At 72.2% G+C, this 26222-nt stretch carries 27 protein-coding genes; 13 read left to right on the top strand and 14 right to left on the bottom strand.

Annotated elements, in window-relative coordinates; genetic code table 11:
* The first annotated feature begins 31 nt into the window (after positions 1 to 31).
* From ACFVS9_RS02910 to ACFVS9_RS02900, 3 genes are read left to right on the top strand one after another with little or no spacing between them, the layout of a single operon-like run.
* The gene (locus ACFVS9_RS02910) at positions 32 to 1345 is read left to right on the top strand and encodes a sensor histidine kinase (RefSeq protein ID WP_389929672.1); all 1314 of its coding nucleotides are present in this window, start codon (positions 32 to 34) and stop codon (positions 1343 to 1345) included.
* Positions 1342 to 2010, top strand: coding sequence for a response regulator (locus ACFVS9_RS02905; RefSeq protein ID WP_383116970.1), 669 nt, complete (start codon positions 1342 to 1344; stop codon positions 2008 to 2010). The genes ACFVS9_RS02910 and ACFVS9_RS02905 overlap by 4 nt, the downstream gene beginning before the upstream one ends.
* A 9-nt stretch (positions 2011 to 2019) precedes the next feature.
* Complete coding sequence (locus ACFVS9_RS02900; protein WP_389929669.1) at positions 2020 to 3225, top strand: cytochrome P450; 1206 nt, start codon at positions 2020 to 2022, stop codon at positions 3223 to 3225.
* Here ACFVS9_RS02900 and ACFVS9_RS02895 read toward each other — a convergent pair.
* Positions 3208 to 3594 (bottom strand): hypothetical protein, encoded by a 387-nt coding sequence (locus tag ACFVS9_RS02895; RefSeq protein ID WP_383116972.1) that lies wholly within the window; start codon positions 3592 to 3594, stop codon positions 3208 to 3210. The genes ACFVS9_RS02900 and ACFVS9_RS02895 overlap by 18 nt on opposite strands.
* Before the next feature lie 187 nt (positions 3595 to 3781).
* Between ACFVS9_RS02895 and ACFVS9_RS02890 the strand changes: the two genes are divergently transcribed.
* On the top strand, positions 3782 to 4282 hold the full coding sequence (locus tag ACFVS9_RS02890) for a GbsR/MarR family transcriptional regulator (RefSeq protein ID WP_389929798.1): 501 nt from the start codon (positions 3782 to 3784) through the stop codon (positions 4280 to 4282).
* Positions 4283 to 4313: 31 nt separating this feature from the next.
* Here the strand turns inward: ACFVS9_RS02890 and ACFVS9_RS02885 are convergent, their stop codons facing one another.
* A complete protein-coding gene (locus ACFVS9_RS02885) occupies positions 4314 to 5150 on the bottom strand; it encodes a diacylglycerol kinase (RefSeq protein ID WP_389929667.1) in 837 nt (278 codons plus the stop codon).
* A 186-nt stretch (positions 5151 to 5336) separates the two neighbouring features.
* Here ACFVS9_RS02885 and ACFVS9_RS02880 point away from each other — a divergent pair, with 186 nt between their 5' ends.
* Together ACFVS9_RS02880 and ACFVS9_RS02875 are read left to right on the top strand one after the other, a co-directional pair.
* A complete protein-coding gene (locus tag ACFVS9_RS02880; protein ID WP_383116974.1) occupies positions 5337 to 6620 on the top strand; it encodes an adenylosuccinate synthase in 1284 nt (427 codons plus the stop codon).
* Between the two features lie 249 nt (positions 6621 to 6869).
* On the top strand, positions 6870 to 7757 hold the full coding sequence (locus ACFVS9_RS02875) for a glycoside hydrolase family 19 protein (RefSeq protein WP_389929665.1): 888 nt from the start codon (positions 6870 to 6872) through the stop codon (positions 7755 to 7757).
* Positions 7758 to 7962: 205 nt separating this feature from the next.
* On the opposite strand, the gene ACFVS9_RS02870 is transcribed toward ACFVS9_RS02875, so the two are convergent.
* From ACFVS9_RS02870 to ACFVS9_RS02840, 7 genes are all read right to left on the bottom strand, one after another.
* Complete coding sequence (locus ACFVS9_RS02870) at positions 7963 to 9603, bottom strand: dipeptide ABC transporter ATP-binding protein (protein ID WP_389929663.1); 1641 nt, start codon at positions 9601 to 9603, stop codon at positions 7963 to 7965.
* Positions 9600 to 10589 (bottom strand): ABC transporter permease, encoded by a 990-nt coding sequence (locus tag ACFVS9_RS02865; RefSeq protein ID WP_389929661.1) that lies wholly within the window; start codon positions 10587 to 10589, stop codon positions 9600 to 9602. The genes ACFVS9_RS02870 and ACFVS9_RS02865 overlap by 4 nt, the downstream gene beginning before the upstream one ends.
* Complete coding sequence (locus ACFVS9_RS02860) at positions 10586 to 11593, bottom strand: ABC transporter permease (RefSeq protein ID WP_389929659.1); 1008 nt, start codon at positions 11591 to 11593, stop codon at positions 10586 to 10588. Before ACFVS9_RS02860 ends, ACFVS9_RS02865 begins: the two co-directional genes overlap by 4 nt.
* Positions 11594 to 11595: 2 nt before the next feature.
* Positions 11596 to 13332 (bottom strand): ABC transporter substrate-binding protein, encoded by a 1737-nt coding sequence (locus ACFVS9_RS02855; RefSeq protein WP_389929657.1) that lies wholly within the window; start codon positions 13330 to 13332, stop codon positions 11596 to 11598.
* Between the two features lie 194 nt (positions 13333 to 13526).
* Entirely contained in the window at positions 13527 to 13622 is a 96-nt protein-coding gene (locus ACFVS9_RS02850; RefSeq protein ID WP_324605360.1) for an Ms4533A family Cys-rich leader peptide, read from the bottom strand.
* Positions 13623 to 13712: 90 nt separating this feature from the next.
* Positions 13713 to 15032: a DUF3152 domain-containing protein gene (locus ACFVS9_RS02845; RefSeq protein WP_389929655.1), complete on the bottom strand. Its 1320-nt coding sequence runs from the start codon at positions 15030 to 15032 to the stop codon at positions 13713 to 13715.
* Positions 15033 to 15040: 8 nt separating this feature from the next.
* The gene (locus tag ACFVS9_RS02840; protein ID WP_389929653.1) at positions 15041 to 16006 is read right to left on the bottom strand and encodes an alpha/beta fold hydrolase; all 966 of its coding nucleotides are present in this window, start codon (positions 16004 to 16006) and stop codon (positions 15041 to 15043) included.
* 110 nt (positions 16007 to 16116) lie between these two features.
* Between ACFVS9_RS02840 and ACFVS9_RS02835 the strand changes: the two genes are divergently transcribed.
* The 4 genes from ACFVS9_RS02835 (at position 16117) to ACFVS9_RS02820 (ending at position 17967) form a co-directional block, all read left to right on the top strand.
* Positions 16117 to 16332 carry a hypothetical protein gene (locus ACFVS9_RS02835; RefSeq protein WP_383115949.1) on the top strand — a complete coding sequence of 72 codons (216 nt, stop codon included), beginning with the start codon at positions 16117 to 16119 and terminating at the stop codon, positions 16330 to 16332.
* Between the two features lie 168 nt (positions 16333 to 16500).
* Positions 16501 to 17142: a TetR/AcrR family transcriptional regulator gene (locus ACFVS9_RS02830; protein WP_383115948.1), complete on the top strand. Its 642-nt coding sequence runs from the start codon at positions 16501 to 16503 to the stop codon at positions 17140 to 17142.
* Between the two features lie 133 nt (positions 17143 to 17275).
* Positions 17276 to 17503: a DUF3107 domain-containing protein gene (locus ACFVS9_RS02825; protein ID WP_167526138.1), complete on the top strand. Its 228-nt coding sequence runs from the start codon at positions 17276 to 17278 to the stop codon at positions 17501 to 17503.
* Between the two features lie 191 nt (positions 17504 to 17694).
* Positions 17695 to 17967: a hypothetical protein gene (locus ACFVS9_RS02820; protein WP_389929650.1), complete on the top strand. Its 273-nt coding sequence runs from the start codon at positions 17695 to 17697 to the stop codon at positions 17965 to 17967.
* A 15-nt stretch (positions 17968 to 17982) separates the two neighbouring features.
* On the opposite strand, the gene ACFVS9_RS02815 is transcribed toward ACFVS9_RS02820, so the two are convergent.
* The gene (locus ACFVS9_RS02815; RefSeq protein WP_383115946.1) at positions 17983 to 18729 is read right to left on the bottom strand and encodes a ferritin-like fold-containing protein; all 747 of its coding nucleotides are present in this window, start codon (positions 18727 to 18729) and stop codon (positions 17983 to 17985) included.
* 474 nt (positions 18730 to 19203) lie between these two features.
* Between ACFVS9_RS02815 and ACFVS9_RS02810 the strand changes: the two genes are divergently transcribed.
* A complete protein-coding gene (locus tag ACFVS9_RS02810) occupies positions 19204 to 21150 on the top strand; it encodes a DEAD/DEAH box helicase (RefSeq protein ID WP_389929648.1) in 1947 nt (648 codons plus the stop codon).
* A gap of 106 nt (positions 21151 to 21256) precedes the next feature.
* Positions 21257 to 22111, top strand: coding sequence for an alpha/beta fold hydrolase (locus tag ACFVS9_RS02805; RefSeq protein WP_389929646.1), 855 nt, complete (start codon positions 21257 to 21259; stop codon positions 22109 to 22111).
* A gap of 261 nt (positions 22112 to 22372) precedes the next feature.
* Here ACFVS9_RS02805 and ACFVS9_RS02800 read toward each other — a convergent pair whose 3' ends face one another.
* Positions 22373 to 23284: an NYN domain-containing protein gene (locus ACFVS9_RS02800; RefSeq protein ID WP_383115943.1), complete on the bottom strand. Its 912-nt coding sequence runs from the start codon at positions 23282 to 23284 to the stop codon at positions 22373 to 22375.
* A 209-nt stretch (positions 23285 to 23493) separates the two neighbouring features.
* On the opposite strand from ACFVS9_RS02800, the gene ACFVS9_RS02795 reads away from it, so the two are divergent.
* Positions 23494 to 23646 carry a hypothetical protein gene (locus ACFVS9_RS02795; protein ID WP_175420788.1) on the top strand — a complete coding sequence of 51 codons (153 nt, stop codon included), beginning with the start codon at positions 23494 to 23496 and terminating at the stop codon, positions 23644 to 23646.
* A 118-nt stretch (positions 23647 to 23764) separates the two neighbouring features.
* Here ACFVS9_RS02795 and ACFVS9_RS02790 read toward each other — a convergent pair whose 3' ends face one another.
* From ACFVS9_RS02790 to ACFVS9_RS02780, 3 genes are all read right to left on the bottom strand, one after another.
* On the bottom strand, positions 23765 to 24370 hold the full coding sequence (locus tag ACFVS9_RS02790; protein ID WP_383115942.1) for a MarC family protein: 606 nt from the start codon (positions 24368 to 24370) through the stop codon (positions 23765 to 23767).
* A 116-nt stretch (positions 24371 to 24486) separates the two neighbouring features.
* Positions 24487 to 25353 (bottom strand): PHP domain-containing protein, encoded by an 867-nt coding sequence (locus ACFVS9_RS02785; protein WP_383115941.1) that lies wholly within the window; start codon positions 25351 to 25353, stop codon positions 24487 to 24489.
* A 95-nt stretch (positions 25354 to 25448) separates the two neighbouring features.
* Positions 25449 to 26093, bottom strand: a complete 645-nt coding sequence (locus ACFVS9_RS02780; protein WP_383115940.1) for a DUF6758 family protein — start codon at positions 26091 to 26093, stop codon at positions 25449 to 25451.
* Positions 26094 to 26222 lie beyond the last annotated feature (129 nt).

The following is a 26222-nucleotide window of genomic DNA, read 5'->3' as shown; positions in this document are numbered from 1 at the left end:
CCGGGGCGGGCGCGGCCCCTACCGTGGAAGCGTGACCGAGACCAAGACCCAGAGCCCGGAGCGCCGGGCGGCCGCGGCGGCGATGGCGAGCCTGCGGCAGGACCTGCTCCACAACGTGTTCGACTACCGCCCGCTGGGCCCGCTGGGCGTGGACGGCCCGGTCATCCGGCGCCTTCCGGCGCCGTTGCGCAAGGGCGCCGTGTGGTTCCCGCACGCGGTGGTGGGCATGGTCGCGCTGATCTCCCTGATGGAGGGCACGTTCACCGCGAACACTCACTCCCCGTTCGGTGTCGTGACCCTGCTCACCGCGTTCGTCCCGGCCGCCACCCTGCTGATGACGCTGGTGCGTCCCGTCCTCGCGTTCTGGGTGTCGATCGCGTCGACGCCGGTGGTGGCGGTCATGGGCAGCGGCGACTGGCCCTGGGAGCCGAGCGCGTTCGCCTGCCACCTCGGTGTGCTGACGGTGGTCGCGGCGAGGACCCGGCCCCGTACCGCCGGCTGGATGTGGCTGATCACCCTGGCCGTCGGAAGTTCCCTGGGGAACATGGGCCCCGGCTTCTCCAACACCGCGCCGATGGCCGTGACGTCCGCGCTCGCCCTGCTCGTCGTGGCCATGGTGCAGGTGCGCCGCGAGGCGCAGCACGAGGTCACCGTGCAGCGCACCGTCACCGCCGTCGAGCGCGACCGGCGCACACTCCTGGAGGAGCGCACCACCATCGCCCGCGAGCTGCACGACGTCGTCGCGCACCACATGTCGGTCGTCGCCATCCAGGCGGAGGCCGCCCCGTACCGGGTCGAGAATCCGCCGCCCGAGCTGGAGCAGGCCTTCGTCACCATCCGGGAGAACGCGGTGGCCGCGCTCACCGAGCTGCGCCGGGTCCTCGGCGTCGTACGCGCGGAGGACTACGAGGCGCCGGACGCCCCGCAGCCGACCCTCGCGGAGATCGACCGGCTGCTGGACAACGTCCGGGAGACGGGGCTGGAGACGGAGAAGACGGTCACCGGTGCGGTGCGGGAGCTCCCGCAGGGCGTCGAGCTGTCGGCGTACCGGATCGTCCAGGAGGCGCTGAGCAACACCCTCCGGCACGCCCCGGGCGCCGCGGCCAAGGTGGAGATCGGCTATGTGCTCGGCGGGCTCGGGGTACGGGTCGTCAACGGCCCCGCGCGGGGGCTGGTCAAGCCGTCGCCGGGGGCGGGGCACGGGATAACGGGGATGCGGGAGCGGGTCGCGATGCTGAACGGCGAGATGACGGCGGGCGCCACCGGGGACGGCGGCTACGAGGTCGCCGTGTTCCTTCCGGTGCCGGTGCGGCGGGAGCACGCGGAGGCCGGTGAGGGCGCGTGAACGAGTCTCCCATCCGGGTCCTGATCGTCGACGACCAGATGATGGTCCGCGAGGGGTTCTCGGTGCTGCTCAACGCGATGCCCGGCATCGAGGTCGTCGGTGAGGCCGTCGACGGCCGGCAGGCCGTCTCCCAGGTCGCGGCCCTGCGGCCCGACGTGGTGCTGATGGACATCCGCATGCCGGAGCTCAACGGCATCGACGCGACCCGTGAGATCGTCGCCGCCGACGCGGACGCCAAGGTGCTCGTCCTGACCACGTTCGACCTCGACGAGTACGTCTACCAGGCCCTGCGGGCCGGCGCCTCCGGCTTCCTGCTGAAGGACGCGTCGGCCCGACAGCTCGCCGAGGGGGTGCGGGTGGTGGCGTCCGGTGAGGCGCTGCTCGCCCCGACGGTGACCCGGCGGCTGATCACCGAGTTCTCGAAGATCGCCGACGCGCCCCGGCCGCCCGCCATGGCGAGGATCGGCGACCTGACCGAACGGGAGACGGAGGTGCTCGTGCTGATCGCCCAGGGGCTGTCGAACCTGGAGATCGCCTCGCACCTGGTGGTCGCCGAGTCGACGATCAAGACCCACGTCAGCCGCATCCTGGTGAAACTGGGCCTGCGGGACCGGACGCAGGCGGCGGTGTTCGCGTACGAGGCGAGGCTGGTCACGCCCGGATAGCGTCGGCTCATGCACGTGTCCTTCGACCCCTGGTCCCCGGCGTTCGTCGCCGATCCGTACCCCGCCTACGCCGCGCTGCGCGCCACCGGCCGGGCGCACTACTTCGAGCCGACGCGGCAGTGGCTCGTCCCGCACTACTCCGACGTGTCCGGTCTGCTGCGTGACCGGCGGCTGGGGCGGACGTACCTGCACCGCTTCAGCCACGAGGAGTTCGGCGTCACCGCCCCGCCCGCCGCCCACGAGCCCTTCCACACGCTCAACGGGCACGGGATCCTCGACCTGGAGGCTCCCGACCACACCCGCATCCGCCGGCTCGTCGCGAAGGCGTTCACCCCGCGGCGTGTCGAGGCGCTCGTCCCGGCCGTCGAGCGGCTGGCCGCCGGACTCGTCGACGACTTCGTGGCGGCGGGCGGCGGTGACCTGCTGAGCGCGGTCGCCGAGCCGCTGCCGGTGGCCGTCATCGCCGAGATGCTCGGTGTCCCGCAGGCCGACCGGGCGCTGCTGCGGCCGTGGTCGGCGGCGATCTGCGGGATGTTCGAACTGAACCCGCCGGAGGAGACCGCCCGGGCCGCCGTGCGGGCGTCGGTCGAGTTCTCCGGCTATCTGCGCGAACTGATCGCCGCGCGGCGCGCCGACCCGGGGACGGACCTGATCTCCGGGCTGATCGCCGCCCACGACGACGAGGACCGGCTGACCGAGCAGGAGATCATCTCCACCTGCGTCCTGCTGCTCAACGCCGGTCACGAGGCCACCGTCAACGCCACCGCCAACAGCTGGTGGATGCTCTTCCGGCACCCGGAGCAGCTGGCCTCGCTGCGCGGCGACCACAGCCTGCTGCCGACCGCGGTCGAGGAACTGCTGCGCTACGACACCCCGGTGCCGATGTTCGCGCGCTGGGTGCTGGACGACATCGAGATCGACGGCACCGTCATCCCCAGGGGCTCGCAGGTCGCGCTGCTCTTCGCGTCGGCCAACCGCGATCCCGAGCGCTTCGCCGACGCGGAGACGCTGGACCTGGCCCGGCAGGACAACCCGCACATCTCGTTCGGCGCGGGCATCCACTACTGCCTGGGCGCACCCCTGGCCCGTGTCGAGCTGACCGCGTCCTTCGGTGAGCTGCTGCGCAAGGCACCCGGCATGCGGCTGACGGCGGAGCCGGAGTGGAACCCGGGGTACGTGATCCGGGGGCTGCGGGAGCTACGCGTCGAGATCTGAGACGAGGACGCCGGAGAGCCGTACGCGGTCCGGGTCGTGCGGGTTCGCCCAGCTGTGCAGACCCCAGGTGGCCATGGCCAGGACACCGGCCGTGCACACGGCCGCGACGAGGGCCCGGGACCGCAGGGCCCCGCGCCCGCGCAGCAGCCGCAGGGTCAGCAGCCAGGAGACAGGAGGGATCAGGGCCCCGGCGAGCAGGACGAGGGGCAGCTCCGTGAACAGGACGGAGAGATCCCTGCCGTTCCCTTCGAGACCGGTGCCCATGTGCAGGCCGGTGCGCCGCGACGAACCCCAGACGTACAGGGCCGTGACCGCCCCGAGCGCCGCCGCCGCACAACCGCCGTACCCCGCCGCGTCCCGTTGTTCCATGCGTTTCAGGACGCACGCGCCCCGTGGCCGGTTCCCGCCGTCCGCGGGGCGTGGGGCCGGGGGCGCGGTCCGGCCGTGGCGATCGTCCGTGTCGCACCGGCCCGAACGCGCGGGATTCACGAAATGGTGAAAGTGCGGAAGTGGATAAAGTCGGGGCGTGAACGGAGCGGAGAAGGCGGCGGAGACCATGGCCGACGAGCCCGGGAGCGCGGCACCGCGCGGGCGGGACGAGGAGGCGGTGTCACGCTTCGTCGAGCGCTTCGCGGCCGAGATGACGGAGGCCGGGATGCAGCGGATGGCCGCACGCGTCTTCGCCTCGCTCCTCGCCGACGACGACGGTTCCATGACCTCGGCGGACCTCGGAGGCCGGCTCCGGATCAGCCCGGCCGCCGTGTCGGGGGCGGTCAACCACCTCACCCGGGCCAGGATGGTCGGCCGGGAACGGGACCCCGGTTCACGCCGTGACCGCTACCGCCTGCACGACGGGATCTGGCACGCCGCCTTCGCCCACCGCGACCAGGTGCTGACCCGCTGGGAGCGCACCCTGAGGGAGGGGGCGCGCTCGCTGGGCGAGGACACACCGGCGGGGGCGCGGCTCGTGGAGACGGCGGAGTTCTTCGCGTTCATGCAGGCCGAACTGATCGGCATCCTGGACCGGTGGCACGAGAGCCGCGGGACGGCGGGGTGAGGACCGGGGCCGGTCCCGCGGAGGCGCGGGCTCAGTCCCCCGCCGCGGGGAGCACCAGCCCCCAGGCACCCTCCCGGACGGTCCAGGTGCGGGTCCTGACGGGACCCGCCACCGATATGTCCGCGCGGTAGCGGAAGTCGGGGCCGGAGACCGTGACCGCCTTGGCCTCCGTCGTGTGCGTCCGGCCGGCGGCCGTCCGGATCACCACGTCCGCCAGGCCGCCGTCGCCCTGCGCGGTGACCGAGACGGTCTCGACCGGGCGGTCCAGGCCGTTCAGCAGCACCCCGTCCGCCTCGACCCGCAGCCGGTGCGCACGCGAGGGCCCGGAGGGCGCCGGAGGAGCGGGCCTGACCAGCGAGGACACGAAGGTGCGGCAGGTGTCCCAGACCGTGTGGGGAGGGCCGGCCGTAGGGCTGGCCGCCGGGATGCGCAGCTCGCCGAGGACGACTCCGTCGCTGTCGTCGACGAGGAGGTCGAGCCGCCGCGCGGCCCCGTCCAGCGCCGTGCGCGCCGCCGCGACCGCACCCCGGGGCACGCCCAGCGCGTGAGCGAGTTCCAGCGTGTGCGCGGCGCCGACCGGGATCAGGGCGAGTGCGCCGCCGGACAGCTCCCGCTCCCGGTGGAGCTGGGAGACGGCGCGCAGCAGCGCGTGGTCGTCGCCGACGACCACCGGACGTCTGGAGCCGCGCCTGGAGAGGGCCTTGGCGAACTCGTCGGGGCTGTCCGCGAGGCAGATCTTGGCCTGCGCGCCGGCGCTCAGCACGTCCTTCGCGATGCGCACGGACTCGCCGTCGTAGCGGCGGGCAAGGGGGTCGATGAGTACGAGTAGCTGGTGGTCGCCGTCGCCGGGGGGCTCTGCAGCCGACACCTCGGTCCTTCCTCGGGTAGCATCTTGGTGCAAGAGCCCCTTGCGCTATTGCGCCAGGGGCTTCGTCTATTCCGGGGCACCCGGTTCGACGGCTCAGGCTTTGCCGTACATCGTCGTGCGGCAGGTACGACCTTTACGTACGCCCCCTGACCTTGGACATGCCCCGCCCGGAAGGGGTGTACGCCTGTGCCCGCACTTGTGCTGCTCGGTGCTCAGTGGGGTGACGAGGGCAAGGGGAAGGCCACCGACCTCCTCGGTGGATCCGTTGACTATGTGGTGCGATACCAGGGCGGCAACAACGCCGGTCACACGGTCGTCGTAGGCGACCAGAAGTACGCACTGCATCTCCTCCCCTCCGGAATCCTGTCGCCGGGGTGTACCCCGGTCATCGGTAACGGTGTCGTCGTCGACCCGGCGGTGCTGCTCTCCGAGCTGAGCGGTCTGAACGAGCGGGGCGTCGACACGTCCAAGCTCCTGATCAGCGGCAACGCTCATTTGATCACTCCGTACAACGTCACCGTCGACAAGGTGACGGAACGCTTCCTCGGCAAGCGGAAGATCGGGACGACCGGGCGCGGCATCGGCCCGACGTACGCCGACAAGATCAACCGGGTGGGCATCCGCGTCCAGGACCTCTACGACGAGTCGATCCTGGAGCAGAAGGTCGAGGCGGCGCTGGAGCAGAAGAACCAGCTCCTCGCCAAGGTCTTCAACCGGCGCGCGATCGAGTCCGGCAAGATCGTCGAGGAGATGCTCCAGTACGCGGAGCAGATCAAGCCGTACGTCGCCGACACCACGCTGATCCTGAACAACGCCATCGACGACGGCAAGGTCGTCCTCTTCGAGGGCGGCCAGGGCACCCTGCTGGACGTCGACCACGGCACGTACCCCTTCGTCACCTCGTCGAACCCGACCGCGGGCGGCGCCTGCACCGGATCCGGCGTGGGCCCGACGAAGATCAGCCGGGTCATCGGCATCCTCAAGGCCTACACCACCCGCGTCGGTGCCGGCCCCTTCCCGACGGAACTTCTCGACGAGGACGGCGAGGCGCTGCGCCGGATCGGCGGGGAGCGCGGTGTCACCACCGGCCGCGACCGCCGCTGCGGCTGGTTCGACGCCCCGATCGCGCGGTATGCGACCCGGGTCAACGGCCTCACCGACTTCTTCCTCACCAAGCTGGACGTGCTGACCGGCTGGGAGCGGATCCCGGTGTGCGTGGCGTACGAGATCGACGGCAAGCGCGTCGAGGAACTCCCCTACAGCCAGACCGACTTCCACCACGCGAAGCCGATCTACGAGACGCTGCCGGGCTGGTCCGAGGACATCACGAAGGCCAAGACCTTCGGCGACCTGCCGAAGAACGCGCAGGCGTACGTGAAGGCGCTGGAGGAGATGTCCGGCGCCCCGATCTCCGCGATCGGTGTCGGCCCCGGCCGTACCGAGACGATCGAGATCAACTCCTTCCTCTAGGAGCGGCACCGCCCGCAACGGCGTGACGACGGCCGGGTCTTCCCCTTCGGGGAGGCCCGGCCGTCGGGCGTTCCGGGGGTGAGCGGGGGAGCGGCGTTCCGCGCCCGGCGGGCCCGAGGCCGGCGGATGGACGGAAGCGGCCGAGTTCTGGTCTAGACCTTGACAGGTCCAGACCATCGACGCTTGAGTTGGCCCACCCCCCATGGCGGCGCACGCTCGGCGCGGGCGCCGCGACCAAGGAGTGATCACGTGGCCAAACGTGTCATGAGCCTGATCGCCGCGCTGGGCGCGGTCATCGCGATGTTCGTCTTCCTCCCCGCGTCCACGGCATCGGCCGCCACCTGCGCCCCGGCCTGGAACGCCTCCTCCGTCTACGTGGGCGGCGGATCGGCCTCGTACAACGGGCACAACTGGTCCGCGAAGTGGTGGACCCAGAACGAGCGGCCCGGCACGGCCGACGTCTGGGCCGACCAGGGGGCCTGCGGGTCGGGCGGCGGTGGCACGGATCCGTCCCCCTCGGGCTTCGTCGTGAGCGAGTCCCAGTTCAACCAGATGTTCCCGAGCCGGAACTCGTTCTACACCTACAGCGGTCTGACCGCCGCGCTGAGCGCCTACCCCGGCTTCGCGAACACCGGCAGTGACACGGTCAAGAAGCAGGAGGCGGCGGCGTTCCTCGCCAACGTCAGCCATGAGACCGGCGGCCTGGTGCACATCGTGGAGCAGAACACCGCGAACTACCCGCACTACTGCGACACCAGCCAGTCGTACGGCTGCCCGGCCGGACAGGCCGCCTACTACGGGCGCGGTCCGATCCAGCTGAGCTGGAACTTCAACTACAAGGCCGCGGGTGACGCGCTCGGCATCGACCTGCTCGGCAACCCGTGGCAGGTGGAGCAGAACGCGGCCGTGGCCTGGAAGACCGGCCTCTGGTACTGGAACACCCAGTCCGGCCCCGGCACCATGACGCCTCACAACGCCATCGTCAACGGCGCCGGATTCGGCGAGACCATCCGGTCCATCAACGGCAGCATCGAGTGCAACGGCGGCAACCCCGCCCAGGTGCAGAGCCGCATCGACAAGTACCAGGCCTTCGTCCAGATCCTGGGCACCACACCCGGCTCGAACCTGAGCTGCTGAACCCGGCCCCACCCCGGGGAGAGGGGCGGGGGGGGGGGGGGCGGCGCGGGGGGGGGGGGGCGCCACCCGGGGGCCCCCCGGTCGCGCCCCCCGGGGGGGGGGCCCCGGCGGCGCCCCCCCCCCACCACCGAAAGGGGTGAACCGGCGTAACTTTCCCGCCGCAGTCGCGTTCTGTTGCGACAATGCGGCGTTCGATGACGCAGAGTCAGGCCCGGGCCAGCTCCGACCGGCTCGCACGGCGCGCGGCGGCGCGCGCGGGGTCGAGCGTGGGGACCGCCGCCAGGAGCTGTTTCGTGTACGGGTCCTGCGGTGATCCGTAGACCTCGTCCACGGCACCCTGTTCGACGATCCGGCCCCGCCGCATCACCGCCACCCGGTCGCTGACCTGCCGGACGACGGCGAGGTCATGGGCGATGAAGACGAGCCCGATGCCGAGTTCGGCCTGGAGTTCCGCGAGCAGGGCGGTCACCTGGGCCTGGGTGGTGACGTCGAGCGCGGAGACGGGCTCGTCGCACACGATCAGCTTCGGCTCGGCGGCGAGCACCCGCGCGATACCGATCCGCTGCCGCTGCCCGCCGCTGAACTCGTGCGGATAGCGGTCGTACCGTGCGGCGTCGAGGCCGACCCTCTCCAGCAGTTCGCGCACGCGGTCCCTGACGCGGGACTCGTCGGTCTCCCCGGCGGCACGGAGCGGGTCGGCCACGGACTCACCGACGGAGCGGCGCGGGTTGAGCGAGGCGACGGGGTCCTGGAAGACCATCTGGAGCTCGCGGCGGAAGGGGCGGATGTCCCTCTCCGGCAGCGAGCCGATCTCCCGGCCCGCGTACCGCAGCCGGCCCGCGGTCGGATCCTCCAGCCGTACGAGCATGCGCCCGAGCGTCGTCTTGCCGCTGCCGCTCTCCCCCACGATCCCGAGGGTCTCGCCGGCGTGGACGGTGAGCGAGACGCCGTCCACGGCCGTGACCCGCCCCGCGCCCCGGCCGAACTCGCGCCGCAGACCGTCGGCTTCGAGAAGCGGCCCGGCTCCGGGGGGCACGGTCCGCGGGCCCGGGGCGGCGGTCCGCTTCCCTTCGATCCGGGGCACCGCGGCCAGGAGCTCGCGGGTGTACGGCTGCCGGGGTGCGGCCAGCACCTCGGCGACCGGGCCGCGTTCCACCGCACGGCCGTGCCGCATCACCAGGATGTCGTCCACGCTCTCCGCGGCGACGCCCACGTCATGGGTGACGAGCAGCAGGCCCATGCCCGTCTCGCGGCGCAGGCCGTGCAGCAGGTCCAGGATCTGCGCCTGCACGGTGACGTCGAGGGCGGTGGTCGGCTCGTCCGCGACGATCAGCCGCGGTTCGCAGGCCAGGGCCATCGCGATGAGGGCCCGCTGGCGCATCCCGCCCGAGAACTCGTGCGGCCGGGACCGGGCGCGGCGGACCGCGTCCGGGATGCCGACCCGGTCCAGGACCTCGACGGCACGGGCCCGCGCGGCCCGCCGGGAGACGGAGTTGTGCACCCGGTACACCTCGGCGATCTGGTCGCCGACCGTGTAGTAGGGGTCGAGGGAGGACAGCGGGTCCTGGAAGACCATCGCGGCCCGCGCGCCCCGCAACGCGCGCAGTTGGTCCTCGTCCGCCGCGCCCACGTCCGTACCGGCCACCCGGACGGTCCCGGTGACCCGTGCGCCGGTGCCCCGGTGCAGCCCGAGCAGTGCGGAGGCGGACGCGCTCTTGCCCGAGCCGGACTCCCCGACGACCCCGAGTGCGGCGCCCGCCTCCAGGGTGAAGGAGAGCCCGTCCACGGCGCGGACGGGGCCGAAGTCGACGGTGAGGTCCTCGACCTGGACCAGCGGCGTTGTCATGACAGGACCACCCGTCGGTCGGCCAGCGCGTACAGCAGGTCCGCGACGGCATTGGCGAGCACCACGAAGAAGCCGGTCACCAGCACCATGCCGACGACCACGGGCAGGTCGACGACCTTGACCGCGTGCACCAGCTCACGCCCGAGCCCGGGGATCCCGAAGAGGGATTCGGTCAGGACCGCGCCGCCGAACATGCTGCCGAAGTCGAGCGCGCTGAGCGCGATCACGGGCGCGACGGCGCCGCGCAGCGCGTGCCGTCCGACGATGGCCCGCTCGCTGACGCCGTACGCGCGGAAGGTGCGTACGTGGTCCTCGGCGAGCGTCTCCAGCATGGAGCTCCTGGTCAGGCGGGCGTACTTGGCGGACTCGATGAGCGCCAGGGACACCCAGGGCAGCAGCAGCCCCCAGGCCCACTGCTCGGGGTCCTCCGTGAACGGCACGTAGACCGGCGACGGCAGCCACCGCAGCGTGGAGCAGAAGACGATGATGAGCAGCAGCCCGATGACGAAGACCGGTGTCGCCGTGCCGGCCAGGGTCAGCCAGGTCAGGACCCGCTCGGTGATCCTGCCCCGCCGGCGCACGGACAGCACGCCGGTGCCGACGCCGAGCACGATCCAGCAGACGAACGCCCCGACGACGAGGGAGCCGGTCACCGGCAGCTTGGTGAGGATCAGCCGCATGACCTGCTGGTCGCTCTGGTAGGAGACGCCGAGGCAGGGGGCGGGGCAGTGGTCCACGCCCGTGCCGGTGGAGAAGTCCCGTCCCGCGACGATGCCCTGGAGGAAGTGCCAGTACTGCGTGTACACCGGGTCGTCGAGCCGGAGCTGCTCGGTCACCTGGGCGACCTGTGCGGGTGAGCAGCGGGGCCCGCAGGCGATCTGGGCGACGTCGCCGGGGGCCACGTAGAAGACCGCGTAGAGGATGACGGTCAGGGCGAGGAGCACGAAGACGGCTCCGCCGAGCCGCCGCAGCAGGAATCCGGTCATGAGGCGGCCTCCTTCGCACGTTCCCCGCGTGCCGTGCGCCCGGTGCCGATCCGCAGCCGGGAGGCCGCCCTGGGATCGAGTGCCGTACGGACGCCCTCCCCGAGGACGGTCAGGGCGAGCACGGTGACGAAGAGCAGCCCGGCCGGCAGCAGGAGGTAGGTGGGGGCCGACTGGTACCAGGTGTCGGCCTCGGTGAGCATCTGTCCCCAGGACGGTGTGGGCGGCTTGATCCCGACGCCGAGGAAGGACAGGGCCGCCTCGACGGTGACGTTGACGGGGAAGAGCAGCGCGGCGTAGGTGATGACGGGTGCGGCGAGCGAGGGGAGCAGTTCGCGCCGGGCGATGCTCCACCGTCCGCGGCCGCTGAGGCGGGCGGCGGACACGAAGTCGAGGGACTTCAGGGTGAGTGCCTGGGCGCGCACGATCTTCGACGTGCCCGCCCAGTTGATGCCGCCGATGACGAGAGCGATCAGGACGGGGCGGGGGAACGACGGGGGAACGACCGCGAGCAGCCCCAGGGCGATGACCATGAGCGGCAGGGCGACGTTGATGTCGGTGATCCGGCTGAGGGCCTGGTCGACCCAGCGGTTGCCGAGGGCCGCGGCGAGTCCCACCGCGACTCCGATGGTGACCTGGAGGAGGGTGGCCGCGACGGCCACGCCCAGCGAGACCCGCGCGCCGTACACGACGCGGGCGAACAGGTCGCGGCCGGTCTGCGGTTCCACGCCGAACCAGTGGTCCGCGCCGATACCGCCGAAGGGGCCGAGGGGGACGCCGCCGGCCGCCGAGTCGACGAGGGCGGGGTGGTAGGTGTTGGGGTCCTGGCCCGCCAGCGCGCTGAGCAGCGGCGCGGCGAGCGCGGCCAGGAAGAGCAGGAGGACCACGGCCGCCGCGACGGTGGCCGCGCGCTGGGCGCGCAGCCGCCGCCAGAACTGCCGGGCCCCCGAGACGGGAGCGGCGAGGGGCGCCGCTCCCGTCTCCTGGGCCAGGAGCGCTTCCGACATGGTTACTTGACCGCGGCCTGGGAGATGTCGAGAACGCCGGTCCAGTCGCTGATGACCACGTTCTTGACGTCCTGCCCGAAGAGCCGCTTGTAGACGGGGTGGAAGAGCGGCACGGTCAGCGCCTGCTCGCCGATCTTCTTGTCGAGGGCGCCCCAGCGCGTGGCCGCGGCGTCGAGGTCGGTGAGCTTGTTGATCTCGTCGATCTCCTGGTTGACCGACGCGTCGTTCAGGAAGCCGGTGTTGAAGTTGGCGCCGTCCTTCACGATCTGCCGGCCGTCGAAGATCGGTGCGAGGAACGGGCCGCCGGAGGGCCAGTCGGCTCCCCAGTGCGCGAGGAAGAAGCCCGGCTCCTTGGAGGCGCTGTGGATGGTGTCGGAGTAGTCGTTGCTCTCCAGGCCCTTGAGCTCGACGGTGATGCCCGCCTTCTTGAGCGCGGCCTGGAGCGCCGTGGCGATCTCCGGGCTGGTCTCGAAGTCCTTGTCGTTGGAGTGCGTGAGGGTGACGGTCAGGCCCTTGGGGTGACCGGCCTCCTTCAGCAGTTCCCTGGCCTTCGCCGCGTTGCCGGTCTCACCCGCGGGGAAGTGGTCGTACGGCGTGTACCCGAAGGACTTCTGGTTCGGCAGGTAGGTGGTGGCGGGTTCGGCGAGCGAGGAGCCGCCGGCCGCGTTGACCACCGAGGAGCGGTCGACCGCGTACGCGATCGCCTGGCGCACCTTCGGGTCGTCGAAGGGCTTCACCTTCGGGTTGAAGGCGATGTAGTTCGTGTAGCCGAAGTGACCGGTGCCGACGCGTGCGGCGAGCTTCTTGTCGCCGGAGACCTTGGCGAGTTCGGCCGGGCCGAGGTTGGTGTCGGTGGTGACGGCCGCGGCGTCGGCCCCCTGCGAGGCCGAGAGCCGCTGGTTGATGACGGCGGAGTCCAGGCCGGAGCGTACGTCGATCCTGTCCGGGTAGGCCTTGCGCTCCTCGTCGGTCTCCGCCGACCAGTGCGGGTTGCGCTCCAGGACGAGCCGCTCGCCGTCGTTCTCGTTGGAGACGACCTTGTACGGGCCGGAGGAGACCGGGTGCTCCTCGTACTTGGTGCCGGTGTCCTTGGCCTTCGGCACCGGGGTCGTCTGGGTCTGGGTGGCGAGGAAGGGGAACTCGCCCTCGGGCTTGTTCAGGTGGAAGACGATGGTCCTCGCGTCCGGTACCTCGATCGAGTCGAGGCCCTTGCCGTCCTTGTACGGGCCCTGGTAGCCGGCCCCGCCGATCAGCCAGTCGCGCAGGTAGGGCGCCCCGCCGGACAGTTCGGGGGCGAAGGACCGCTCGATGCCGTACTTGATGTCCGCGCTGGTGATCGCGGTGCCGTCCTCGTACTTCAGCCCGTCCTTGAGCGTGTACGTCCAGACGGTGGCGTTCTTGCTGGGCGTGCCCAGGTCGGTGGCCAGGTCGGGGACGACCTCGGCACCCGCCGCGCCGTTCTCGCGGTTGCGGGTGGTGAGCGTACGGAACACCAGCGAGGGCACGTTGCCGCCGCCGGAGGTGTAGAGCCGCGCCGGGTCGAAGTCCTCCTGCGGGTTGCGGTTGAGGACGGTGAGGGTGCCGCCCTTCTGCGGCTTGCCCGAGGCTCCGGAGCCGTCCCCGCTTCCCCCGCCGTCGTTGTTCTGCGGGCCCGCGCAGCCCGCGAGGCCGGCGACCAGGGCGAGACTGACGGCGGCGGTGGTCGCCACGCGGCGGGATATGACGGACGGCTGACTCATCGGAAGATGACCTCTCGGTGTGCTGCGGCGGGGAGGGGGAACGGGTCCGCGCGGGCGCAGCGGGCCCCGCCCCGTGACGGGGAGGGGACCGGATACCGGAGGGCCGCGCCTGCGGACGGAGTACGCCCGGGCGCGGCGGAAAGGGGACGGGAGCCCGGAGGGGCTCGTCAGGGGCCGACGCGCTCGAGCAGGCGTCAGCGACAGAGAACGTCGGCTACGCAGTGCCCGGCCACGCCGAGGAGCGCCAGCTCAAGGGCGGCGCGCTCGGAGGATGCGGGGCTGCGTGACATGCGGAGAAATATGAACGACCCCCTCCCCCGATGTCAACGCACGGTGAGACGCTCGTCCCACCATGCGGACACCGGAGGATCCCGGGGCGCTCAACTACCCGGGTACACCCAGGGGTTGGGGCGGCACTTGACGCCGTCCAGGTCCAGCGTCTTGGTCTGCTGCTGCATCACGGGCGCGAGCGCGCCGGGGGTGCGGCAGCTCACGTGGTTGTGCCCCAGCCGGTGGCCGACCTCGTGGTTGATCAGCATCTGACGGTAGGTCAGCATCTTGTCCGGCCCGAAGGTCGCGGCACCCTGGGCCCAGCGGTACGCGTTGATCATCACGCGGTCGGTGGCGGCGGAGTCGCAGGAGACGTTGTCCTCGGTGGTGTCCAGCCCCGACTTCGCGCACCAGACCGCCGTCGTGCCCGGACTCGCGAGGGTGATCACGAAGTCGGGCTCGCCGGAGGAGATCCGTTCGAAGGTCATGGCGCCGTTGTGCGCCCAGCTGCGGTCGTCGTTCAGCGTCTTCTGCACCGCTTCGGCGAACAGGCCGGAATCGAGCCCCAGCCCCTTCTCGACGTCGATCCGGTACCGGTACCTGTGCCCCGTGCCCGGTGCCTTCGCCAGGCCCTGCACCGCCTCGAACGCCCCGGACGCCCGGAGGTCCGGCGCCAGCGGGAAGGCGGTGGCCATCTTCTGCGCGTACGAGAGGGTCTTGACCTCCTGCTGCTTCACCTGGGGAGTCGTACGGTCCACCGAGCGGGAGGCGTCCTCGGAGTTCTGCCGGTCGGTTCCGGCGGGCCGCGGGCCGTCCGCCGGGCCGTCGGAGTCCCGCGCCACCTGACCGGCCACCACGACCGCGAGCACCGTGGTCACGGCGGCGGCCGCGATGCCGATGAAGGCGCGGCCCTTACCGCCCCTGGTCCGCCGGCCGTCCCCCTCGGTCCGGCCGTCGGCGGGCCCGTCGGCCTCGGCCGAGGTCCGGTCCGTCTCCTCGGGCGGGAGCGGCGGGGCCGGGCGTGAAGGCGTGGTGTCGAACGCCTCGAGGAACTCCCGGCGCGGTCCCGGTATCAGCGGGGCGTCGCCGCCGGTCTCCGGCTCCGCCGGGCGCCGCCCGGCCGCCGCCCGCTCGGCGGCCCGCTGCCGCGCGAGGGCGGCCTGCCCGGCGCGGAAGACCTCCTGCCCGGCGGGTCCCGCCGGGCCGGGCCGCTGCTGCGGCCCCGTCCCCCAGCCGCCGCCCGGCTCATGCTGTTCGGGGTGCCCGCCGCGCACCTGGGGCGCGTCACCGGACGGGCCGTGACCGTCCCGCGGCGGCGGTGTGGCGGGGTCCCGCCCACGCCTGCCGGTGCCGCGCTCGACGGCGGCGCCCGCGGCTGCCCCCGTGTCACCCCGGGTGGGCCCGGGGCTCTTTCGGCTGTGTCGTCCCACGCCCCGGATCAGCTCCCGCCGCGTTCGTCGAACAGTTCCCGGAACGCCTGGGCGACCGCCTCCGGGTACTCCATCATCGCCACGTGCCCCGCGTCGGGCAGTGTCAGCAGGCGCGAATCGCGGAAGGCCGCGGACGCCCTGCGTGCCATCCGGTACGAGACCAGCTGGTCCCTCCCGCCGTACACCAGCAGGGTCGGCGCGAGCACCCGCTCGGCCTGACGCCACAGCCCGTGCTGTCCCCCCAGCGTGTAGGCATCGACGATGCCCCGTGCCGAGCGGGTCATGGCGTCCCAGAAGTACGGCAGTTCCAGCCGTCGCTCCATCTCGGCCACCGCGTGGCGGAAGGCTTCGTCGGAGATTCGCGCCGGATCGCCGTAACAGAGTGCCATGGCCCCGCGGGTGCGCTGCTCCGCGGTCCATTCACGGGTGAGCCGGGCGAACAGGGATGCGACTCCGGGGAGGGCGAGCAGGGCGGTCGGCACGGCGGGCCGCTGGACCCGGATCTCGGGCAGGGCCGGGGAGACGAGCGTCAGGGTGCGCACCAGGTCGGGCCGGGCGGCCGCGACCCGGGTGGCGACCGCGCCGCCCAGGGAGTTGCCGAAGAGGTGGACGGGCCCGCGCCCGCCCGCGTCCAGCAGCCTGATCACCGCGCGGGCGTGTCCGGAGACGGAGTAGTTGCCGCCGTCCGGCGGCGGCGAGTCCCCGAACCCGGGGAGATCGACCGCCTCGCTGTCGAGCGTGTCCGCCAGCAGCGGCATCAGGGCCGACCAGTTCTGCGAGGAGCCGCCCAGCCCGTGCACGAGAAGCGCGGGAGCCGATCCCGCCGCCTCCGCCGGGCGGGAGCGGACGGCCAGGGTGAGACCGGGCAGCGCGACGGAGCGGAGCTTCTCCCCCTCCGCGACCCGGACGGCGCTGACCGTGGGTGCCACCGCGGCGGCGGCGGCGTGGATACCGGGCAGCTCGGTCGAAGACATGCGGCAATGTTACGAGACGATCACGTGATGGTTCATGTGTTCGCCGTCACAGGCCGCATAGCGGCCCGTGGGGGTTGCTCCTAGGCTGCAAGGGAAGGAAGGGAGCCACCATGACGGTCGACCCGAGCGACCCGGAGACCTTCGAGGACCCGCAGCCGGACACACCGGACCCCGAGGCCCCGGAAGCCGACACCGCGGAACAGCGGGCGGACGTCCGGCCGGAGCGTGACGAACCGCTCACCGGCGTCGACCGCGGCTCCGCCGACGAGGCGGACGCCGCGGAACAGGCACGTGTGGTCACACAGGATGAGGACGATTACCGGTAGAACGCACCGCTTTGCGGCGCCGACCCGCGGATCCGCGGCTTCCGCAGCGGTCCGGTCCGTGAAATTCTGCGTCCGCGCCGCGCGCACCCGGGTTACTCAAAAGTACGATGGCCCCACGGCGCAGCGTGCACGGTACGACTGTGTTCGAACACGAATTTGGGAGGCGGCGTGACAGCCATCGAGCAGACAGACGCGGCGCGCCCGCGTGGCACCAGGCTGCCCCGCCGTGCCCGACGCAACCAGCTCCTGGGCGCCGCCCAGGAGGTCTTCGTCGCCCAGGGTTACCACGCCGCGGCGATGGACGACATCGCCGAGCGTGCGGGCGTCAGCAAGCCGGTGCTCTACCAGCACTTCCCCGGCAAGCTGGAGCTCTACCTCGCCCTGCTCGACCAGCACTGCGAGTCGCTGCTCCAGGCCGTCCGTACGGCGCTGGCCTCCACCACGGACAACAAGCTGCGCGTCGAGGCGACCATGGACGCCTACTTCGCCTATGTGGAGGACGAGGGCGGCGCCTTCCGCCTGGTCTTCGAGTCCGACCTCACCAACGAGCCGGCGGTCCGCGAGAGGGTCGACCGGGTCTCGCTCCAGTGCGCGGAGGCCATCTCCGACGTCATCGCCGGCGACACGGGCCTGTCGAAGGACGAGTCGATGCTGCTCGCGGTCGGTCTCGGCGGCGTCTCCCAGGTCGTGGCGCGGTACTGGCTCTCCAGCCCCTCCGGCATCCCGCGCGACTCCGCCGTGCAACTGCTGACCTCGCTCGCCTGGCGTGGCATCGCGGGGTTCCCGCTGCACGGCACCGACCAGCACTGAGCCCGGCGCGCCGCGGCCGGTGTTCGCTGCGGGCGTTGCCGGTCGACCCGTGGTCCGTCCCTTCACCGGGCTAATGTGTGCTGCGTACGGCGCGGTTCACCGCGCAGAGACGGACCGTCGGAGGGACATAGCCGTGGAGGTCAAGATCGGGGTGCAGCACACGCCCCGCGAGATCGTTCTGGAGAGCGGACTTTCCGCCGAAGAGGTCGAGAGCGCGGTCGGCGAGGCGCTCAACGGCAAGGCGCAGCTGCTCAGCCTCACGGACGACAAGGGCCGCAAGGTCCTGGTGCCGGCCGACCGGATCGCCTACGTGGAGATCGGCGAGCCCAGCACCCGGCGGGTGGGGTTCGGCGCGCTGTAGCCCGCGCGACACGGCAGCACAGTGGAGGCCCGGCGGACGGTTCCGCCGGGCCTCCACCTCTTCTCCTCCGGATCCGCTCCGGTTCCGTCCCACGAAGGGGTTCTCAGGAGCCCGGGAGGGTTGTACGGCACGGGCCACGGGTAGAACCGCACAGGACCGACCGCCAGGCCATCAAGCGAGGTGACCCCTCTGTGCTCCGGGAATCCATCACCGCCGTCGTGCTCGGACTCGCCCTGTCCTGGATCGCGCTCCGCTTCCTGCCCGGCAGGCTCCCGCCCTCCCGCGTGGTGTTCGTCACGGGCGGGCTGGGCGGCCTGTTCGGCGCGTATCTGACCCACTCGACGCTGGGCTCGGGCCACTTCCTGGCGGTGCCCACGGGCGCCGTGCTGGTCGGGGCGGTGACCCTGTCGCTGCTGATCCGCCCCCGCGGCAGCGGGCCGGTGCGGTCGGCGGCGGCCCAGTAGGGCCGCGGCCGGGCGTCAGGCGGCGAGGCCGAGGGCCGCCATCCGCTTGGTGTGCGCCTCGGTGATCCGGGAGAACATCCTGCCGACCTCGGCCAGGTCGAAGCCGTCCGCCACGCCGCCCACGAGCATCGTGGACAGGGCGTCGCGGTCCGCGACCACGCGCTGGGCCTGCGAGAGCGCCTCCCCCATCAGCCTGCGGGCCCACAGGGCGAGCCTGCCGCCGACCCTGGGCTCCGCCTCGATGGCCGCCCGCACCTTCTCGACGGCGAAGTTGCCGTGGCCCGTGTCGTCGAGCACGGAGAGGACGAGGGAACGGGTGTCCGTGTCGAGGCGTGCGGCGATCTCACGGTAGAAGTCACTCGCGATCGAGTCACCGACGTACGCCTTGACCAGACCTTCCAGCCAGTCCGACGGGGCCGTCTGGCGGTGGAAGTCGTCCAGCGCCTTGGCGAACGGCTCCATGGCGTCGGTCGGGGCCTCGTCGATGGCGGTGAGCCGGTCGGTGAGCTGCTCGAAGTGATGGAATTCGGCGGAGGCCATCTTCGCCAGCGCGGCCTTGTCGCCGAGTGTCGGCGCGAGTTTCGCGTCCTCGGCGAGCCGCTCGAAGGCCGCGAGTTCCCCGTAGGCGAGCGCTCCGAGCAGATCCACGACCGCGGCGCGGTACTGCGGGTCGGCGGAGGCGGTGGCCCAGTCCTGGGCGGCGATTCCGGTGGGTGCGGGCGCTTCGTCGGATGCTTCAGTGGCGTTGTCAGACGTCTCCATGGAGCGCAGAATAGCCGGACAGGCCGGGGGCGGAAGGGCCCGGCCGGTTGGAGACATCACACCGTTCCGATGAATTCGCCCAACACGCATGCGCGAATCCGGGGTACAGTGGTATTGCGCTTACTGAGCATTTTCCTGTGCCGTGAGCGCGACCTTGAATGAGGATGCCCGGTCGGTGGCCCGATCGGCTCCGACCCGACAGCCCTCCACGCGGGGCGTACACCACGTACGACCGCAGATGAGGGGCCCCCTCAGCGGCACGAGCGCTCGAGCGACGGCAGTGGTCCCGCGCCACCCGGCCCATCCACGGCCGGATGACCAACCCCGGCACGGTACGACCCCCAGCGTTCGCCTCGGGCCGCGTCTCACAGAAGAGGCAGCACCCTGACTACGTTCCGCGACCTCGGAATCCTTACCGAGACGGCCGAAGCCCTCGAGGCGGTCGGCATCACGTCCCCCTTCCCCATCCAGGAGATGACGCTCCCCGTAGCGCTCTCCGGCTCCGACGTCATCGGCCAGGCCAAGACCGGCACCGGCAAGACGCTGGGCTTCGGTCTCCCGCTCCTGGAGCGGGTGACCGTCCCGGCCGACGTCGAGGCGGGCCGCGCGGCTCCCGAGAAGCTGACGGACGCGCCGCAGGCCCTGATCGTCGTCCCCACCCGCGAGCTGTGCCAGCAGGTCACCAACGACCTGCTGACCGCCGGCAAGGCCCGTAACGTCCGCGTTCTCGCGATCTACGGCGGCCGGGCGTACGAGCCCCAGGTCGAGGCCCTCAAGAAGGGCGTCGACGTGGTCGTCGGCACCCCGGGCCGGCTGCTCGACCTGGCGGGCCAGCGCAAGCTCGACCTCTCGCACATCCGCGTCCTCGTCCTGGACGAGGCCGACGAGATGCTGGACCTGGGCTTCCTGCCCGACGTCGAGCGCATCATCACCATGCTGCCGCCGAAGCGCCAGACGATGCTGTTCTCGGCCACCATGCCCGGTGCCGTCATCAGCCTCGCCCGCCGCTACATGTCGCAGCCGACGCACATCAACGCCACCTCACCCGACGACGAGGGCACGACCGTCAAGAACACGGCGCAGTACGTCTACCGCGCCCACTCGATGGACAAGCCCGAGATGGTCTCGCGCATCCTTCAGGCCGAGGGCCGCGGACTCGCGATGATCTTCTGCCGTACCAAGCGCACCGCCGCCGACATCGCGGAGCAGCTGGAGAAGCGCGGCTTCGCGTCCGGCGCGGTCCACGGCGACCTCGGCCAGGGCGCCCGCGAGCAGGCGCTGCGCGCCTTCCGCAACGGCAAGGTCGACGTCCTCGTCTGCACGGATGTCGCCGCGCGCGGCATCGACGTCGAGGGTGTGACCCACGTCATCAACTACCAGTCGCCGGAGGACGAGAAGACCTACCTCCACCGCATCGGCCGCACCGGCCGCGCGGGTGCCAAGGGCATCGCGATCACCCTGGTCGACTGGGACGACATCCCGCGCTGGCAGCTGATCAACAAGGCGCTGGACCTGAAGTTCCCGGACCCGGCCGAGACGTACTCCACGTCTCCGCACCTGTACGAGGACCTCGGCATCCCGGCCGGCACCAAGGGTGTCCTGCCGCGTACCGAGCGGACCCGCGCGGGTCTGCGGGCGGAGGAGATCGAGGACCTCGGCGAGACCGGCGGCCGCGGCCGCAGGTCCGCCCCCTCCGCCCCCGCCCCCGCCCCTCGCGAGGAGCGGGCGCCGCGCACGCCGCGCCAGCGCCGTCGCACCCGTGGTGGCAGCACCCTCGACGAGACCGCCGCCGCCACGGTGCCCGCACCCGCCGCCGAGGCGCCCGGTGAGGACACGCCGGAGGCGCGCACCCCGCGCCGGCGCCGCCGGGCGCGCGCCGTCGCCCCGGAGGCCGTGACCGAGGCAGCGGTGGCCGTGGTGGAGACCCCGGCCGTGGAGCCGGTGGCCGAGCCCGACGCCGAGGCGAAGCCCCGCCGGCGCCGTACGCGTGCCGCCGTCACGAAGCCGGCCGTCGCACAGGCCCCCGCGGCCGAGCCCGTCGTCGACTTCCAGACCGTGGCCGTCGCCGCACCGGTCGCGGAGCCCGTGGCGACCAAGCCGCGCCGCCGCACCCGGGTCGTGAAGCCGGCCGACGAGGTCGACTTCCAGATCGCGCCGGTCTCCGAGCCCGTGTCGGAGACGAAGCCGCGCCGCCGCACCCGCCCCGCCGCCAAGCCGAAGGCCGAGGCGGTGGCCACCACGGCCACGGCCGTCGCGGAGGACGTGGCGGAGACCAAGCCGCGCCGCCGCCGGCCGCGTGCCGCCGAGAAGGCGGAGACCGTCGCGGTGACCGAGGCCGTGGCGGACGAGGCGGCTCCCGCGAAGCCGCGCAGGCGCCGTTCCCGCGCGACGGCCGCCGCCGCCGAGACGACCGAGGGCTGATCCTCGGCCGCGCTCACCTCCGTACGGCCCCGGTTCCCGCACTGCGGGGGCCGGGGCCGTACGCCTGCCCGGGCATGTCCGGGCACCCGGCGATACGCTCGGCCCCATGAGCCGGCCGCCCACCTTCACCCCGCCCCCCTGTGCCCGTGCCCGCGTACTGCGTACCGAGCGCGGGGACTTCGCCGTGCTGGACGCCGTGCCGTCCGCCGGTGCGCACTCCACCGCCCTTCTGCTGCCCGGGTACACGGGCAGCAAGGAGGACTTCATCGCACTGCTCGAACCCCTGGCCGAGGCCGGGTTCCGGGTGCTGTCCGTCGACGGCCGGGGGCAGTACGAGACCGGGGGCACGGGCCGTCAGGAGGCGTACGCCCAGGCCGAGCTGGCCCGTGACGTGCTGGCGCAGGCCGCGGCCGTCGACGGCGTTCCGCCGTCCGGCGGCATCCATCTGCTCGGGCACTCCCTGGGCGGGCAGATCGCCCGTGCGGCGGTGCTGCTGGACGACGCGCCGTTCCGTTCGCTGACCCTGATGTCGTCCGGTCCCGCCGAGATCGACCCGGCCCAGCAGAAGAAGGCCCGGCTGCTCAGCGACGCGCTCGGCCGGTGGAGCATGGCCGAGGTCTGGCAGATGATGCGGGCGATGGACCCGCCGGAGGACGCGGACACGGGCGACGGCGAGGATCTGCGCCGCCGCTGGCTCCGCCACGACCCGGCCCAGCTGATCGCCACCGGGGCGCAGCTGTCGTCGGAGCCGGACCGGGTGGCCGAGCTCGCCGCGCTGTCCCTGCCCGTGCACGTGGTCTCGGGCGCCACCGACGACGTCTGGCCGGTGCCGCTGCTCAACGGGATGGCCCGGCGGCTGGGCGCCCGCCGCACCGTGATCGAGGGCGCCGAGCACTCCCCCAACACGGCCAGGCCCGTGGAGACCGCGGCGGCCCTGGTCGCGTTCTGGAGCGGCCTCTGAGCCCTGGGGAGCCCGGAGCGGATCCTCGGCGGCGAAGGGGCACCGGCCGGTCGTCCAGGTCCCGCACCGGTCGTCCTGTGCCCGGCCCGGCCGGTGCGCCACCGTCCGGGCCGGGACGCGCCGCGTACCCCACCGCCGGCACCTGGGGCGCGCGCCCCGGGCGCCCCACCGCGGGAGGTCGGCGGGCGCGTTCCGTGCGGCGGTTCCGGCGACGGCCCTGACCCTCGCGCACGGGATCGCACAGGTGCGCCCGGGGATCCGTCAGTACTGCGCCTGCAGGTGCTGCCAGAAGCCGTCGCGCAGCGCCCTGCGCAGATGGGCGTGGCCGCGCAGCGAGTGCTGGAGCAGCCGTTCGGCCTCGACGAGCAGGTCCTGGTCGACCGCACCGGGGAGGTAGGGGTGCCCGGGCAGCAGGTCGGCGAGGGCCTCGCTGCCGCGCGAGGAGAGCCAGCCGGCGGCGATCCGGGCGCCGACGAAGCGGACGTCCTCGCGTGAGGGGGCCGGGCTGTCGTCGTCGTACATCGTGACGGGGCGCCGGGTGACGTAGGGGCGGCAGAAGTCGAGGTCGAAGGTGCGCTGGCTGTCGACCTCCCACAGCAGCGGCTCCGCCTGGTTGCGGCCCTCGCCCGCCTCGATGCCCCAGAGGTGGACGCGGGCGCCGTAGCCCTGGGCGGCCTCGACGGCCGAGACCAGGTCCTCGTCGCCCCCGACGAGGGCCGCGTCGCTGATGGCGCGGTGCCGGGCGAGCGACTCCAGATCGCTGCGGATGAGCGAGTCGACCCCCTTCTGCTGGTTGTTGGCGTTGAGGTTGCCGAGCCTGACCTTGACGTCGGGGAGTTCGGCGATGGACTGCTGCTCGACGGTGTGGATCCGGCGCCTGGCCCCGTCGTACCAGTACACGCGCAGCAGCCTGCTGTCCGCGAAGATCGTGCGGGCCTTGTCGATGAAGGCCTCGATCAGCCCTTCCGCGTCCAGGTCGAAGGACCGGCGGTCCTCGGTGCCGGTGACGAGGAGCCCGGCCGCCGCGTAGACGTACCCCGCGTCCACGAAGATCGCGTGGGTGGAAGGGGTCTTCGACACCTCGGCGAGCACCCTCAGGAGCAGCTCGTTGGTGCGGTCCAGCTGCTCGCGGATACCCGGCTCCTCGTCCGCCCGCGTGTCCGGGTGACTCATGCGGTCCTCATTGTCTGCACATGGCTGATTACCGACGGGTCCTTAGACATCCAAAAAATTTCCTTAGCGTAGGGAATGTTTACGGCGGGCAAGCCGTTGTACCCCGTGTGGAGCGCGAGACGCATACGCCTTGCGCTCCCGTCCTTGTGGACGGTGAGCCCGTCCTCCCAGTAGTTCTCCAGCAGGAGGATCAGACGAAGGGAAGCCATATGCGCTTCGAGATCATGCGACTCGACGATGTCGACGGTACCGCCGTGGACAGCACCGTCGTGGACGCCGCCTCCGTCAACCGGATCGTGCAGCAGGCCGCCTCGATGGGCCAGCGCATCTACATCCGGCCGGCCGACACGTCGGCTTCGTAACACCTTGTATCGCTTCGTGTCGCTGATTTCGAGCCGATGACGAGCTGAAGATGACGAGGCGCCCCCGCGCGGAAGTTCCGCGCGGGGGCGCTGTTGTGTCCGGGGCCGGGGCCCGGCCTCAGGAGTTCTGGATGACCTGGGTGACGCCGTTGATGATCTGCTGCACGGCGATGGCCGAGAGCATCATCCCGGCGAGCCGGGTCACCAGCACCACACCGCCGTCCTTGATCACGCGGATGATCAGCAGCGAGTAGCGCATGGTCACCCAGAGCACGAGGTGCATCGCGACGATCGCGGACCAGACCGAGATCTGGCCGGCGGTCCCGTCGGCGTTCTGCACCGCGAGGATCACCGAGACGATCGCGCCGGGTCCGGCGAGCAGCGGCATGCCGAGGGGCACCAGCGCCACGTTGACGTCCTTGGTCTGCGTCGGCTCGTCCGTCTTGCCGGTCAGCAGGTCCAGCGCGATGAGCAGCAGGAGGAGCCCGCCCGCGATCATCAGCGCGGGCACGGAGACGTGCAGGTAGTCGAGGATCTGCTGGCCGAGCAGGCCGAAGACGGCGATCACGCCGAAGGCGACGGCGACGGCCTGGAGGGCCATCCTGCGCTGCACCTTGGCGGGGCGGCCCGCGGTGAGGGCCAGGAAGATCGGGGTGATTCCGGGCGGATCCATGATCACGAACAGGGTGAGGAAGAGGGATCCGAAGACAGCGATGTCGAACACGGTGAGCCTTGCGAGAGAAGTGCGGGCCGAACAGGAGGATGCGCGCCGGCACGCCAGGAGGACGTCCGGGCGCGGGGACGCGACGGAGGGAAGGGGAGGAGGAGGGAAGGGCCCCGTTACGCGGGGAGCGGTCCACCGGCTCCCGGCACGGGGAACGCTCCCGTGGCGCGCCGGGTGATCTCGCCGTAGATCTCGGGGTCGGTGGTGTACTCCCCGAGCCGGACGGTCTTGCGGCTGCCGTGGTAGTCGCTGGACCCGGTGGGCAGCAGCCCCAGGTCGGCGGCGAGCCTCCGCAGGCGGGCCCTGGTGGGCTCGTCGTGATCCATGTGGTCCACCTCGACGCCGTCCAGGCCGGCGGCCGCCAGCTTCGCGATCACGGCCTCGGGGACCACCGCGCCGCGCTTGACGGCGAGCGGGTGGGCGAGGACGGTGACGCCGCCCGCGGCCTTGACCAGCCGGACCGCGTCGAACGGGTCGAGTTCGTGCTTGTCGGCGTACGCGCGCCCGCCGTTGCCGAGCCAGGCCGAGGTGAAGGCGTCCGAGACCGTGTCGACGACCCCGAGCTCCACGAGCGCGCTGGCGACGTGCGGGCGGCCGACGGAGCCGTCCCCGGCGATCCGGGCGACCCGCTCCCAGGTGAGGGGAACGCCCATCTCCTGGAGCTTGGCCACCATGGCCCGCGCCCGCGGCACCCGGTCGTCCCGTACGAGCTCGCGCTCACGGGCCAGTTCGGGCTCGGCCGGGTCGAAGAGGTAGGCCAGCATGTGCAGGCCCACGCCGTCGACGCGGCAGGAGAGCTCGGCGCCGGTCACGAGCGTGAGGCCCTCGGGAAGGGCCGCCAGGGCTGCCGCGTGGCCGCCGACCGTGTCGTGGTCGGTCAGGGCGACGACGTCGAGGCCCGCGGCGGCGGCGTTGGCCACCAGTTCCGCGGGGGTGTCCGTACCGTCCGAAGCCGTGGAGTGGGTGTGCAGGTCGATGCGCACGACGCGTACTCCGGTGCTGGTGGACGGACAGGGGACGCTCAAGGATAACCGCCGGGCGCCACCCTCCCGGCCCCGCTCACGGTGAAGCGCCCGGGTCAGGGCGGTGCGATCAGCCGCGGGGTGAGCGCTCCGCACGGCAGGAGGTCCACCTCCCCGCCCGCGTCGCGCAGGTCGGTCAGCACCAGCTCGTCGTACATCAGGAGCCCGGACTGTTCGGGCCAGACGATCGCCCAGAGCCACAGGCCACGCGCCTCGCCCGCGAAGACGGCACGGTCGCCGGGGGCGTCCTTGACGTGCCAGAGCGGGGTGGGGCGGCCGGCGGCGAGCACCTTGGCGTCGGGGGCGTCGTCGACGCGCAGCCCTGAGCCGGGGTCGGGGCCGTCGAGACCGGCGTAGCGCGCGCCGAGTCCGACACCGAGTTCCTCGGCGACGAGCAGCAGCTCGCCCATGCCTCCGAGCGGTCCGGGCCCCGAGCACGCGACGGCGGTCGCCCGGCCGCCGCTGCGGTCGTCGCCCGCGTAGGCCGCGCCCGTGAAGAGCCAGCCCACGGGGAGCGGCCAGGGCATCCACACCGGCACCTGGGCCCGGTGCACCACCACGCCCAGCGCCTCGACGCTGGGCGGGACGACCGGCTGCATGGGGTGCACCTGGCCGTGCGCGGAGCACTGCCAGGCATCGGCGAAGAGGCCGGGCGCCCTGACCCGGCCACCGCACTTCGGGCAACTGGGTTCGCCCCTCATACCGCCCAACGGTCCTCTTCGGCCGTCGCCGCGTCAAGGACGATCACCCGTCCGCAGCGAGGCTCCCACCGGCAAAGTTAGATGCAGCTTGCACTTATTAGAATGTCTAACTTATTCTTTGTATAACGC

Source organism: Streptomyces sp. NPDC058008 (assembly GCF_042886395.1).
In the GTDB taxonomy this organism is placed as follows: Bacteria; Actinomycetota; Actinomycetes; order Streptomycetales; family Streptomycetaceae; genus Streptomyces.
The sequence above is the reverse complement of the archived record's forward strand: the minus strand, read 5'-3'. Positions and strand labels throughout refer to the sequence as shown.

Excerpts from the sequence above, each read along its gene's own strand:
- ACFVS9_RS02870 (WP_389929663.1), bottom strand. The coding sequence starts at position 9,603 with ATGACAACGCCGCTGGTCCAGGTCGAGGACCTCACCGTCGACTTCGGC.
- ACFVS9_RS02850 (WP_324605360.1), bottom strand. The coding sequence starts at position 13,622 with ATGTCACGCAGCCCCGCATCCTCCGAGCGCGCCGCCCTTGAGCTGGCG.
- ACFVS9_RS02860 (WP_389929659.1), bottom strand. The coding sequence starts at position 11,593 with ATGTCGGAAGCGCTCCTGGCCCAGGAGACGGGAGCGGCGCCCCTCGCC.
- ACFVS9_RS02865 (WP_389929661.1), bottom strand. The coding sequence starts at position 10,589 with ATGACCGGATTCCTGCTGCGGCGGCTCGGCGGAGCCGTCTTCGTGCTC.
- ACFVS9_RS02795 (WP_175420788.1), top strand. The coding sequence starts at position 23,494 with ATGCGCTTCGAGATCATGCGACTCGACGATGTCGACGGTACCGCCGTG.
- ACFVS9_RS02895 (WP_383116972.1), bottom strand. The coding sequence starts at position 3,594 with ATGGAACAACGGGACGCGGCGGGGTACGGCGGTTGTGCGGCGGCGGCG.
- ACFVS9_RS02815 (WP_383115946.1), bottom strand. The coding sequence starts at position 18,729 with ATGGAGACGTCTGACAACGCCACTGAAGCATCCGACGAAGCGCCCGCA.
- ACFVS9_RS02780 (WP_383115940.1), bottom strand. The coding sequence starts at position 26,093 with ATGAGGGGCGAACCCAGTTGCCCGAAGTGCGGTGGCCGGGTCAGGGCG.
- ACFVS9_RS02835 (WP_383115949.1), top strand. The coding sequence starts at position 16,117 with ATGACGGTCGACCCGAGCGACCCGGAGACCTTCGAGGACCCGCAGCCG.
- ACFVS9_RS02840 (WP_389929653.1), bottom strand. The coding sequence starts at position 16,006 with ATGTCTTCGACCGAGCTGCCCGGTATCCACGCCGCCGCCGCCGCGGTG.
- ACFVS9_RS02805 (WP_389929646.1), top strand. The coding sequence starts at position 21,257 with ATGAGCCGGCCGCCCACCTTCACCCCGCCCCCCTGTGCCCGTGCCCGC.
- ACFVS9_RS02800 (WP_383115943.1), bottom strand. The coding sequence starts at position 23,284 with ATGAGTCACCCGGACACGCGGGCGGACGAGGAGCCGGGTATCCGCGAG.
- ACFVS9_RS02855 (WP_389929657.1), bottom strand. The coding sequence starts at position 13,332 with ATGAGTCAGCCGTCCGTCATATCCCGCCGCGTGGCGACCACCGCCGCC.
- ACFVS9_RS02900 (WP_389929669.1), top strand. The coding sequence starts at position 2,020 with ATGCACGTGTCCTTCGACCCCTGGTCCCCGGCGTTCGTCGCCGATCCG.
- ACFVS9_RS02890 (WP_389929798.1), top strand. The coding sequence starts at position 3,782 with ATGGCCGACGAGCCCGGGAGCGCGGCACCGCGCGGGCGGGACGAGGAG.
- ACFVS9_RS02810 (WP_389929648.1), top strand. The coding sequence starts at position 19,204 with ATGACGCTCCCCGTAGCGCTCTCCGGCTCCGACGTCATCGGCCAGGCC.